Origin of the sequence: Arthrobacter gandavensis (genome assembly GCF_039528575.1) — a bacterium.
In the GTDB taxonomy this organism is placed as follows: domain Bacteria; phylum Actinomycetota; class Actinomycetes; order Actinomycetales; family Micrococcaceae; genus Arthrobacter_B; species Arthrobacter_B citreus_B.
In genome coordinates this window covers 1,340,300-1,351,801 of record NZ_BAAALV010000002.1, presented here as the reverse complement: position 1 = coordinate 1,351,801, position 11,502 = coordinate 1,340,300, and the positions used below count along the sequence as shown (strand labels likewise).

Annotated in this window: 12 protein-coding genes and 1 other RNA gene; 1 reads left to right on the top strand and 12 read right to left on the bottom strand. The window is 65.4% G+C overall.

Translation table 11 applies throughout. The annotated features are described in order from the left end of the window. Positions 1-11: 11 nt before the first annotated feature. Positions 12-386 carry a hypothetical protein gene (locus tag ABFX29_RS09595; protein ID WP_152226907.1) on the top strand — a complete coding sequence of 125 codons (375 nt, stop codon included), beginning with the start codon at positions 12-14 and terminating at the stop codon, positions 384-386. A 4-nt stretch (positions 387-390) separates the two neighbouring features. Here the strand turns inward: ABFX29_RS09595 and ABFX29_RS09590 are convergent, their stop codons facing one another. The 12 genes from ABFX29_RS09590 to ABFX29_RS09535 all read right to left on the bottom strand — a co-directional run. Continuing rightward, positions 391-1,086 carry a uracil-DNA glycosylase family protein gene (locus ABFX29_RS09590; protein WP_246167311.1) on the bottom strand — a complete coding sequence of 232 codons (696 nt, stop codon included), beginning with the start codon at positions 1,084-1,086 and terminating at the stop codon, positions 391-393. 709 nt (positions 1,087-1,795) lie between these two features. Then, positions 1,796-2,165: a transfer-messenger RNA gene (ssrA, locus tag ABFX29_RS09585) on the bottom strand. Between the two features lie 67 nt (positions 2,166-2,232). Next, complete coding sequence (locus tag ABFX29_RS09580) at positions 2,233-2,592, bottom strand: hypothetical protein (RefSeq protein WP_152226904.1); 360 nt, start codon at positions 2,590-2,592, stop codon at positions 2,233-2,235. Positions 2,593-2,595: 3 nt separating this feature from the next. Next, the gene (gene smpB / locus ABFX29_RS09575) at positions 2,596-3,069 is read right to left on the bottom strand and encodes an SsrA-binding protein SmpB (protein ID WP_152226902.1); all 474 of its coding nucleotides are present in this window, start codon (positions 3,067-3,069) and stop codon (positions 2,596-2,598) included. 83 nt (positions 3,070-3,152) lie between these two features. Next, positions 3,153-4,583: a M23 family metallopeptidase gene (locus ABFX29_RS09570; RefSeq protein WP_152226900.1), complete on the bottom strand. Its 1,431-nt coding sequence runs from the start codon at positions 4,581-4,583 to the stop codon at positions 3,153-3,155. A gap of 53 nt (positions 4,584-4,636) precedes the next feature. After that, a complete protein-coding gene (ftsX, locus tag ABFX29_RS09565) occupies positions 4,637-5,548 on the bottom strand; it encodes a permease-like cell division protein FtsX (protein ID WP_152226898.1) in 912 nt (303 codons plus the stop codon). Next, positions 5,545-6,393, bottom strand: a complete 849-nt coding sequence (gene ftsE / locus ABFX29_RS09560; RefSeq protein ID WP_152226896.1) for a cell division ATP-binding protein FtsE — start codon at positions 6,391-6,393, stop codon at positions 5,545-5,547. Before ftsE ends, ftsX begins: the two co-directional genes overlap by 4 nt. A 203-nt stretch (positions 6,394-6,596) precedes the next feature. Next, on the bottom strand, positions 6,597-7,514 hold the full coding sequence (locus ABFX29_RS09555) for an alpha/beta fold hydrolase (protein ID WP_246167309.1): 918 nt from the start codon (positions 7,512-7,514) through the stop codon (positions 6,597-6,599). Continuing rightward, on the bottom strand, positions 7,511-8,278 hold the full coding sequence (locus ABFX29_RS09550; RefSeq protein ID WP_152226892.1) for a 3-hydroxybutyrate dehydrogenase: 768 nt from the start codon (positions 8,276-8,278) through the stop codon (positions 7,511-7,513). Before ABFX29_RS09550 ends, ABFX29_RS09555 begins: the two co-directional genes overlap by 4 nt. Next, entirely contained in the window at positions 8,275-8,910 is a 636-nt protein-coding gene (locus tag ABFX29_RS09545) for a TetR/AcrR family transcriptional regulator (protein ID WP_152226890.1), read from the bottom strand. The genes ABFX29_RS09550 and ABFX29_RS09545 overlap by 4 nt, the downstream gene beginning before the upstream one ends. Further along, positions 8,907-10,469, bottom strand: coding sequence for a class I adenylate-forming enzyme family protein (locus tag ABFX29_RS09540; RefSeq protein ID WP_152226888.1), 1,563 nt, complete (start codon positions 10,467-10,469; stop codon positions 8,907-8,909). The genes ABFX29_RS09545 and ABFX29_RS09540 overlap by 4 nt, the downstream gene beginning before the upstream one ends. Continuing rightward, the coding region (locus ABFX29_RS09535) for a branched-chain amino acid ABC transporter permease (protein WP_346038487.1) at positions 10,466-11,502 on the bottom strand (1,037 nt) is incomplete at its 5' end. The genes ABFX29_RS09535 and ABFX29_RS09540, both read right to left, overlap by 4 nt.

Here is an 11,502-nt window from a genome sequence, read left to right as displayed (position 1 = left end):
TCGTTTAACTGATGATTACTCGACGCCAGGCAGCCCAGTACCTTGATATTCCGCTCGAAATGGCCGCCAAGCACGGCATCCCGCCGCGGCTGGAACAGGCCGAGCTCAATGAGCTCGATGCCAATCCTCCGGCCTGGCTGGCACAGTCACGGGCCAACCGCACCGGCAAGCGGCCGGTCTGGGTGCAGCTGGAGTGTGAAGTCTGCGGCTTCCGGGAAACGGCCCGCCCCAAGAAGTGGTGGCCGGACTTCACCTTTGTGGCCTGTGACGACCACAGTGTCCGTGAGCTTCCTCCGGTTCCGGCAGGTGCCGTGCGGAGTGAATATGAGGGCGTGGGCTCGCGCTTCACCGGGATCGTCGATGTTCCGGTGAGCGGCGCGAACTAGTTTCCTAGCGGCCCGTGGCGGCCAGTCCGGTGCGGGCCATCGCGTCCTTGTAGACGATCCGCATTTCTGCCAAAGACTCCTGCTGGCGTTCCTCGGTGGCGCCGAATGAACGTCCTTCTGCCGAGCGTGCCTTGTAAACCTTGAAGCTGCGCCGGTAGATCATCCGGTTCTCAGTCTTCAGGAATGCAGCTGCCAGCCGCTGGGCTTCGGTACCGTGCGCCACGATGACGGATGCGCGCGGCACCAGCGCCAGGAAGCGCAGCAGGGGCTTCAGGCCCTCGGCGACTTCTTCCTTGGTGAGCTTGGTGTGCGGCTCTCCGGGGGTGTACCAGGGGTGCACGTTCCAGGGCATGACGTACTTGGGCTGAAGGCCAACCTGCCAGTGGACGCCCAGGAGGCGGGTGACGGCTTCGTCACTGCCTGCGGTGACGAACCCCGACGGGTGGGCGGCACCGTTATTTGAGAACAGGCTCACGATCCGGGCTTCGTCCACGTCATGCTGCGGATCAATGTAGGGAACTTCGCTGCCGGGCTTGAGCGCTGCCAGGGTGTCGCACAGCTGGTTGACTTCGGCAACACTGGGTTCGTAACGGCGGTCGAACAGGGACAGCGCACTGGAATCTGCGGGAGTTTCTGCGGGGGTTTCCGTGAGGGAATCAACGGGTGTTTCTGCGGACGTTTCAGCGGGGGCGGACTGCATGGGGGTGGCGCTTCTCCTACGGTATTGCGTGTCTTCCCTCCGCGGGGCGTGGGGCACGTCGCAGTGCTCCGGACTCGCACAGGGAGCGTGAAGTACGGAGCAGCAGGTCAGTGATGGGTGCGGTGGAAAGGGGCGCCTCCGCGGCTGGAGCCGGACACTGCTGTGGGCAGGACGGCGGGCGAAGGGCTTCTTCCAAGCTTACCAAGGGCTGGCCGGGGCCGGAGCCAGGTGCGTGTCTCGGCCTGCTTCACCGCTGGGCCGTTGGCAAGTCCCCACGGCCCGGCGCAGAGCCCTGACGTGGACGGTTCTGCCCATCGACTTCGGCTGGAAAGGAAGCAGACTCTCCGTAGCGAAGATGGGTTTTGGCTCCGCCGAGTTGGTCGCTGGCACGTTTTCCACGTTCTGGGAGCCACTCCGGGACGTTGCCTCAAACGGCGCCAGTCTGGTTTGCCGCCTGGAGCGGCGGCAACCCGCAGTCCGAAATGGGTGCAGTCCGGGGGCATCACCGCGGCCTACCGGAACGACCGCGGTCTTCCGGTCGAAGTCCTGGTCACGTCTGCCTGCGCGGGGAATGGACCGGAGCACCAGATGCAGCGCTCCGAGCTGGACCCGAAATACGGCGTTCCCAGCCAGTACTGCGGGGACGGCGCCTCCCGACTGACAGACGCACAAAAAGCACCCCGGCCCGAAGGCCGAGGTGCTTTTTGGTTCGTGGAGATGGGGGGAATTGAACCCCCGTCCGATGTCGTGTTGTCAGGGCTTCTCCGGGCGCAGTTCACGTCGGATTTTCTCGGCCCCAGCCATCATGTGAACAAGTGGCTGATCCGGGCCCAGCCGTCTAAAAGTCCCGAGCACTCCAACGGCAAGAGTACTCAGCAGTGGCCCTCTAAATGACGCCAGGATCCGGGACGAGAGCATTCCCGGTCTGACGGACTATGCCCGCTGCTTAGGCAGCGAGAGCGAAGTCAGTGCGCTTAGAATCGGCACTTATTGGTTTGCAGAGAGCGTTTACGAGATAACCCTGCATCCTCGGCCCGCTTCACCTGTCGCGACTAACATCGTCGAAACCTGTCATCCCCGTATTCAGTTACCAAACTGATGTTTCCGCCCGCAACCGGCCGGACCGTTAACTATAACGCATAAGCGCTAGAACGTCAGGCCGAACACCGTGATCGGCGCTCCCCACAGCACCAGTACCAGTGCGGAGAGCAGTACGAACAGGACGGAGAGGATCGCCAGTGCCGTCATGCCGGCGAACTTTCGGCGGAATGCCCAGCCAAACAACACAGCATTCGCAGCCAGCAGCAACGGCGAAACCCACACCAGGATCTGGGCCAGGTACACGTAGAAGACCACGAAAAACGGCACCACCACCAGGATGACAACCGGGACCACGGCGGCCACGATCAGCAGGTCGATTGCAGCAACCGCCCATGCCCACAAGGGCTTGCGCTCCGCTGCCGGTGCATCTTCCTCAGGCTGCGGCTCCCAGAAGGTACCGCTCATGGACTACGCTCCGCGGTTCTTGGCACGCATTTCACGCAGTGCCTCGCGGTTGTCCTGCTTCTCCCGCAGGCTCTGCCGCTTGTCATAGTCACGCTTACCGCGGGCGACGGCGATTTCAACCTTCGCGCGTCCGTCCAGGAAGTACAGCTGGAGAGGCACGATAGTGAAGCCGGATTCGCGGATCTTCTGCGCGATCTTGTCCAGCTGTTCGCGGTGCAGCAGCAGTTTGCGGCGCCGGCGGGCGGAGTGGTTGGTCCAGCTGCCGTTGAGGTACTCCGGAATGTAGACAGCTTCAAGCCAGAGTTCATCGTTGTAGAACGTGGCGAACCCGTCCACCAGGGACGCACGCCCCTCACGCAGGGACTTCACCTCGGTGCCCATCAGGACCATCCCGGCCTCATAGGTATCAAGGATTTCGTAGTTGTGCCGGGCCTTGCGGTTGGTGGCCACGACTTTTCGGCCACTTTCTTTGGGCACGGTTCAACTCTCCTTCGTTGCTTTTGTCGAGCGGCATATTCGCCTCCGGCGCGTTCCCGGAGGCGAAACACCCATTCTAGGCCCTAGAGCAGTCCCATGGGATTTACGAGCTGCCCGTTGAGCATGGTCTCGAAGTGCAGGTGGCAGCCGGTTGAGTTGCCGGTGGTACCCACATAGCCGATCAGCTGCCCGGCGTTGACCCACTGCCCGGCGGAAACCACCCTGCTGCTCAAGTGGTAGTAGTTCGTAGCCAGGGCAGAGGTTCCGATGACGCCGTGGTTCAGCACGATCCGGTTGCCGGTGCCGATCATTTCTCCGCCGCCCGTGTCCGAACGCCACACTTCGCCGGACGCCGGGGCATAGACGGGAGTCCCGCACTGGGCTCCGAAGTCGACTCCGGAGTGCAGGTAGCCGCCGGTGCCGGAGAAATCGATGGTTCCTGCCGGCGTGGCACGCCAACCGAAGCCTGACGTCAGGGGTGCGCTGACGGGATAGCGCAGACCGAAGGCTGACGGGTTGGTTGGCTGGATGGTCTGTGGCGGCGGGGCGGGCTGGTTGTTGCGTGCAGCTTCCTCCGCAGCCCGCCGGTTCGCTTCGGCGATCCTGGCTTCCTCGGCACGGCGTGCCTCTTCGAGCAGGATGCGCTGGCGTTCGGCGATCTCCGCCTGGACAGCCGCCTGTTCGGACTGGATTGAAGCGAGCTTCGCCTGGACTACCGGTTTCTTGGCTTCGAGTTCGCCGTTTAGCGCCTCGGCGCTGGCGATGAGGCTGTCAACCTTCTCCTTCTCGGCGGCGGCTTCATCGCGGGCCGCCTGCTCCGCACGCAGCGCCTCTTCGGCCTGTGCCTTGAGCGAGGAGATCTCCTCTTCCACAGCGGTGAGCCGCGCTTCAGAGTTCACGTTGGTCGCGGCCTGCTGCGACAGGCGCTCAACGGCAGCGTTCTGTCCGCGCAGCGCCTGGCCGGCCATTCCCATGGAGTCGGTGAGGCTGTCAGCACCGTTGGCCCCAAACATCAGGGTGAGGCTGGAAGGCACTCCCCCGCTCTTGTAGGCCTGGCTGGCAATCTGCCCAATCACTTTCTGGGTTTCGTCCAGGGCCTTGCGGTCTTCTTCGATCTGGGCCGCGATCTTGTTCCGGCTTTCCTGTGCCAGGGCCACCCGGTCCGTGAGCGCTCCGACCTTGGCCGAGGCACTGGTAACCCTGCCTTCAGCATCAGCCAGCACGGTCTGCGCGGCAGGCAGCTCTTCGTTCTGGTAGATGTTCAGCTGGGCGACTGTCTTGGCAATGTCGGCGTCCAGGTATTCGTACTCTGCCTGGACGCGCTGCTGCTCGGCCTGCAGCGCATTCTTGCGGTCGTTCAGCTCATCGGCCTGGGCAGGGGTGAGGACGGCTGCAAGGGAAAGGACCACTGCCAGGAGCATCGCAGCCCCTGCGGCGACGGTTTTCCGCCCAGCATCCAGCCGCGCAGCAGGTGCTGCTGCGCCCCCCGGCGGGAATCCACGGTTGTCATTCATCGGCGAGACCATACATGTAGCGTTCTGCTTTCCTTTTGACCAGTGCCCACACTCTAAACCTTGATATAGCGTCTAAGCGTCAGCAGTGAGGACACTCCAGCCAGTAATGTACCCAGAATGAGGAGTACCGGGCTCAAAAGTAGCACCTCACGTGCGGATATGAAGGCAGTAGCCGGGTACTGACGGGCCAGCATGCCAATGAAGAAGTGGGCCACGGCCCACAGGGTGCCCGAAGCCAGGACCGCACCGATCAGCGCCGCGATCACACCTTCAAGGACAAAGGGCAGCTGGATCACTGCCTTGGACGCACCGACCAGGCGCATGATGCCGGTTTCGCGGCGCCGGCTGAATGCGGACAGGCGGATGGTGGTGGCGATCAGCAGGATCGCACACACCAGCATCAGCACGGCCACGATCAGCGCAACCAGGGACGCGATGTTCATGAAGGAGAAGACCTTCTCCAGCAGTTCACGCTGGTCGCTGACCGATTCAACACCCGGCATCGAGGAAAACGCCTCGTTGATGACCTCGTACTTCTCCGGATCCACCAGCGAAACGCGGAACGTTTCCGGGAGCTGGTCCGCGGTAACGCTGTCCACAATCGGAGAATTGGCGAACTGTTCACGGAAGTGGCCCAGGGCCGTTTCCTGGTCCTCGTAATGCACGGTGTCGATGTACTGCTCGAACTCCGAAGAGTTCAGCTTGGCTTCGATCGCGCTGCGTTGCTCGTCAGTGACGGAGCCCGAAGCACAGGACGGGGAAACGTCATTGTCCACGCACAGGAAGACCGCCACCTGGACACGGTCGTACCAGTAGCCCTTCATCTGGTTGATCTGCATCTGCAGCAGACCGGCGGCACCCACGAAGGTGAGGGATACGAAGGTCACCAGGATGACGGAGACCACCATGGACAGGTTGCGCCGAATCCCTGAGCCGATTTCGCCCAGGACAAAAGCCATCCTCATTCGGAGACCTCCGATCCGGCCGGGCTGTTCTGTTTCGTAGCATCAGGCGTACCTGCGGCCTCCGGGCGGCTGGGAGCACCAGCCGGTGCAGCGGCGTCGGACGCGGGCTCGCCGGTGGCGGCAGCATCGGTGCCGGCTGCCGGCACTATCGGCTGCATCGCCGTCGCCAGGTAGATGCCCTCGCGTTCGTCGCGGACGATCTTGCCGTTGCGGAGTTCGATCACGCGCTTGCGCATTGCGTTGACGATGTCGTGGTCGTGCGTGGCCATGACAACGGTCGTGCCGTTCTGGTTGATCCTGTCCAGGACGTTCATGATGCCCAGCGAAGTGGTGGGATCGAGGTTGCCGGTGGGTTCGTCAGCCAGCAGGATGCCGGGCCGGTTCACGATGGCACGGGCGATGGCAACGCGCTGCTGCTCACCACCGGAGAGTTCGTGCGGAAGCCGGTTGTCCTTGCCCTCCAGCCCAACGGTTTTCAGGACCTCCGGAACTGAATCCCGGATGACGGCGCGTGAGCGGCCAATGACCTGCATAGCGAACGCAACGTTGGCAAAGACGGTCTTGTTGGGCAGCAGGCGGAAGTCCTGGAAGACGACGCCGATGCCGCGGCGCAGGCGCGGGACGCGCCAGCTGGGAATCTTGGCCACGTTTGAACCGGCCACGTACACGGTTCCCCGCGTCGCGTGCTCTTCCTTGAGCACCAGCCGGATGAGCGTCGATTTGCCTGAGCCGGAGGCACCCACCAAAAAGACGAACTCGCCGCGGTCTACGTCCAGGCTGACCGAATTCAGGGCAGGCCTGGAGTTCCGGTCGTAGACCTTTGTGACGTTGTCGAAAGTGATCATTACTGTTTCATGCCCTTACGTAGCAGCCGGAACGGCAAGGGCCTTTGGCCTTGGGAGCAGGGAACCGGCCTTTCGACTATAGCCAGCGGATCCCGCCGCCGGGCAGACCGGCACGTGGTGTGTCGCCCGGACGCATCTGCCCTCCCATGGCTGCAGAGGAGGAGCATCCCCCCGGCCGCAGGGTCATCGTCCCGGGGGAAGCGTCATCCTGCCGGCGGTTCCCCGGCCGGCAGCCGGCGGGAAGCAACCTGCTCGGCCAGCACCGCCGCAACAGCGCTGGCTCCGGGATCATCCATGACAACCGTGTAGTGGTTGGTGTCCGGTACGTCGCTGATGTGAAGGTCCGGCAGCCTGCCCTGCCAGGAACTGATGTAGTCCGGGGAATACAGCCCCGGTTCCTCGTCCAGGAGACCACGCGGAGCACGCAGCAGGCGCACAGGGTGGGCCAGTTCGTCCAGCGCCTGCAACAGGGCTGTGCCGCGGTGCAGCTCTGCGGTGTCCTCAATGAGCGCCTGGGCACGGGTGGCAGCGCGGAACCCGCTGCCGTGCGGCTGCAGGTCATAGGCCAGGTAATCCCGCAGCAGTTCGTTCCAGTGCCCGGCGAAGGCGGGATGCGGGGCCCAGAACTGCTCGTAGTCCGCAAGGGAGTCGAATACCTGCTCGAGCCGTTCGGCAGCCGGACCCAGAACGGCTTGGATGACCTGCTCGTCGCTCAGTCCGGACGGCACGTCCAGCGGCAGGCCGCCGTCGACCAGCACGAGCGAATCCACCAGGTGCGGGTGGCGGTTTGCCAGCACCAATGCCGCGAAGGCACCCATTGAATGGCCGACGACGACGGCGCGGGGCACCGCCAGTGCCTCCAGCACCGCCGCCAGGTCATCCGCGTGCACCGGCATCCCGTACGGGCCCGGCAGGGTGTTGCTGCGTCCCCTGCCGCGCAGGTCCGGGGCGATTACGCGGACATCCGGGAGCGCGTTGGCCACCATGCCCCAGGTCCGGTGCGAGGCCGTGACTCCATGGATGGCCAGGACTGCGGGGGCGTCGGGATCAGTCGGCCCCCAGATGCCGGTGTGCAGGGTGCCGCCGCGGACGGGAACCGCAGCACTGCTGTAGTCACTCATCGCGCGCTCCATCCGCCGTCCATGGTGTACGAGGCCCCGGTAACCATCCCGGCGCCGGGACCGGCGAGCCAGGCAGCCAGGGACGCGACTTCCTCCGGTTCCACGAGCCGCTTGACTGCGGACTCCGTCAGCATGACCGAGGCAACCACTTCCTCCTCGGGAATCGAGTTGATGCGGGCCTGGTCGGCGATCTGCGCCTCGACCAGCGCAGTGCGCACATACGCCGGATTGATGCAGTTCGAGGTGACGCCGTGTTCTCCGCCTTCCAGGGCGGTGACCTTGCTGAGCCCTTCCAATGCGTGCTTTGCGCTGACATAGGCGCTCTTGAAGGCGGAGGCCCGCAGCCCGTGCACGGAGGAGATGTTGATGATCCGGCCGAAACCGCGCTCGTACATCCCCGGCAGCGCTGCACGGATCAGCAGGAAGGGCGATTCAACCATCAGGCGGTGGATCAGCCGGAACGTTTCGGGGTCGAAGTCCTGGATGGGATTGATCCGCTGGATGCCCGCGTTGTTGACCAGGATGTCGGTGTCCAGGGTGAGGTTTTCCAGTGCACTGGTGTCGCTGAGGTCCACCTCCCAGGCCGTACCGCCGGTGGCTGCAGCCACGCGTTCTGCCGCTTCCCGGTTGACGTCAGCAACGGTTACCTTCGCGCCCAGGGCTGCAAAGGTGCGTGCACAGGCCTCCCCTATCCCGGAGCCGCCCCCGGTGACCAGCGCCGTCCTGCCGTCCAGGCCTGCCGGGATCACTGCTTCGATGCTCATGCTCCGCCTCCGTCTGCCGGCGCCTCAGGCGCCATGCCTCGTTCGATAAACCGCATCATTTCCTCGAATTCCGCTTCCGGGATTTCGGGAGCGGGGCCCCCGCCGGAGCGGTCTGCATGCCACAGGACCCAGCGCATGCCCAGCATCTCGCCGATGCCCATCAGCGCCCACGCGACGGTGTCTACGTCCATCGGGCGGATCTCGCCGGCGTCGCGCGCTGCCTTGAGGCCTTCCACGTAGCCGTTGACGATCCGTGTGTAGTGCATGCGCAGGGCGCCCGGTGAGACGAACTCGGCCTGGCGGATGATCCGGTAGAGCGCAGGGTGTTCGGCAGTGAACCGGAAGAACGCCCGGAATCCCGCCCGCTCGGCTTCGATCCGGTTGCCCGCGGCTTTGGCCGCTTCGGTCATGGCCTGGCGGACGCGGCGGTTCAGGTCTTCCACCACCTCGTCGAAGATGGCCTGTTTTCCCTCGAAGTAAAGGTAGAAGGTGCCCAGCCCAATCCCGGCCTGCTCCGTGATCTTCACGATCGAAGCGTCGTGGTAGCCCACCGATTCGAATACCTGTTCCGCGGCTTCGAGCAGCCGGGCACGGGTCCTGGTGCCGCGGGCTGTCCTGGGTGTGGTGCTCATATGGTGTCCTGCCGGTCGAGGGTAGCGGGTTGCGGGTTTTCGGAACGTCTCCGCAGCCGTGAACGCGCCACCTTGTGCAGTGACGTGCGGGGAAGGGAATCCACAAAACAGACGCGGGAGGGCACCTTGTATCGGGCCAGCCGCGCCGCGCAGTGGTCAAGGATCTCCGGGGCATCCGGCGCGGTTCCGGGGCGGCGAACCACGTAGGCAACACCGGTTTCACCCCAGCGGGGGTCCGGCTCACCGGCGACGGCAGCTTCGGCCACGGCGGGATGTTCCAGCAGCACGGCTTCCACCTCGGCCGGGGAGACGTTCTCGCCGCCGGAAATGTAGATGTCCTTCAGCCGGTCAATGACGCGCAGGTACCCATCGGCGTCGCGCTCCACCAGGTCCCCGGTGCGCAGCCAGCCTCCGGCCAGCGCCGCAGCCGTTGCTTCCGGGTCGCGGAAGTAGCCGGCAAAGACTCCGGGCCCGGAGACCAGCAGCTCCCCCGTGCCCGGGCCGTCCAGCTGTTCCCCGGTCACCGGGTCCGCAACGGCAACGTCCACGTGGGGATACGGCTTGCCTGCCATGCCGATCCGGGCACCGGCCTCTTCCTCCGGCAGGCAGAGCACATTCGGTCCGGCCTCGCTGAGCCCGTAGCCCTGCGCCAGGGCCACCCCGCGTGCGTGCCACGTCCGCAGCAGCGGTGCCGGCATGGAGGCTCCGCCCACGACGGCGCGGCCCAGGCTGGAGAGGTCGGTGCCCTGGAAGCGCGGATGGGCAGCAAGCATCAGGTAATGCGCGGGGACGCCCATCATGGTGGTGACCTTCCGGTCCTCGATCAGCGCCAGCACACGCCCGGCGTCGAACGTGCGTTCCAGCACCACGGTGGCACCGGTCCACCAGGCCAGCAGCGGCTGGATGTTCCAGCCTCCGGCGTGGAACTGCGGCAGCACCGAAAGCACCACGTCCCGGCTGCCGATCTCCGCGGTGCGGGAGAGGGAGAGATTGGTCCAGAAGCAGTTCGCGTGGCTGAGCACCACTGCCTTGGGATCGGCTTCGGTGCCGGAAGTGAAGACCATGAGCAGCGGATCGTCGTCCAGGACCGTGTCGCCGGTGCTGCCGGTTTCCTCCAGCAGCCGGGACGGGGCCGGCGGTCCGCACTCGACACCGGTGCGGCCCAGTGCTGACGACGGCGGCGGAACAGCCAGGCGTGCCGCTGCCTCCATGGCGACGGCGGAGAACTCCTCCTCCACTAACAGCAGTGCCGGGTCCGCTAGCGCGAGCTGGGCTGCAAGTTCACGGGCCGAGAGCCGCCAGGACAGCGGAACCAGGACCAGCCCTGCCTTGGCGCAGGCGAAGAAGGCCACCACGTGGTCGGCGCTGTTGCCTGTGACCGTGGCAATCCGGTCGCCCCGCCGGTAGCCGGCATCCTTCAACGCGCCGGCCAGGGCCGTGGACCTGTTCTCCAGGTCCCGGTAGCTCAGCGGTACTCCGCGGTCATCGATCGCGGTGCGCTCCGGTGTGGACAGCGCGCGATCCGCCGTCCAGCGGCCCAGGGTGTGCAGGGAACTCATCCGGCTTCCTCCAGGATCTGCTGCGGCCGGCGGGCGGCTTCGCGGCTTCGCAGCCGCGCTGCTGCCCCGGCCAGTCCGCCGGGCAGGAACAGCACCACCAGGATGAACAGGGTGCCGAGAATGAACATCGGCTCTGAGAGCGGGATCTGCAGGATCCGCGGCAGTCCGGCAATGGCGTCCGAGTTGGCGAGCGCGGTCAGCCGCTGGTCCAGCAGGGTGTAGACCACCCCGCCCAGCACCGCACCCCATCGTGAACCCACGCCGCCCAGGACCACCATGACCAGCAAGGTGATGGTGAAGTCGGAGGACACTGCCCGCGGCACGGCACCGGACTGCAGCAGCAGGTAGGTCATGCCGACCACCCCGGCCAGCGTGCCTGCGACGACGAAGATCAGCAGCTTGGCCAGGTAGGGCTGCAGGCCCAGCACCCGGACCCGCATCTCGTTCTCCCGGACGGCAGCTGCGACGTGGCCGGCGCGGCTTCGCTGGATCCAGGCTGTCACCAGGAACACCACCACAAGGGCGGCGAGCGCCAGCCAGTACAGGTTTCGGGTGTTGGCCACCCCAACCAGGAAAGCCGGCACGTGCTCGGTGGCCAGGCTGAGGCCTTCCTCTCCCCCGGTGGCGCCCTCCGGGTTCCGCCGCACCATCACGGATCCGGCCTGGGCGAAGGCGAGCGTCACCATGGCGAACGGTATCCCGGTGACCCGCAGTGCGACGGCGCCGGTCAGGTTGGCGAGCACGATCACCACCACCAGGGTCAGGGCCATGGCGGGCAGGAGGGGCAGGCCCGTCCGGTCCAGGATGATCGCCAGCCCGTATACCCCGGCGCCGAAGTAGAGGGCATGGCCGAAGGACAGCATGCCGGCGACGCCGAGGAGCAGGTGATAGGTCAGCGCGGCGGCGGCCATCAGCATGCACAGCGCCATCAGCTGCAGTGACCCCGGGGTGTAGGTGGGGCCGGGAAGCAGTCCCGGCAGTGACAGGTTGAACAGCGGCAGCACCGCCAGGATGAGTACTCCGGCAGCGCCTG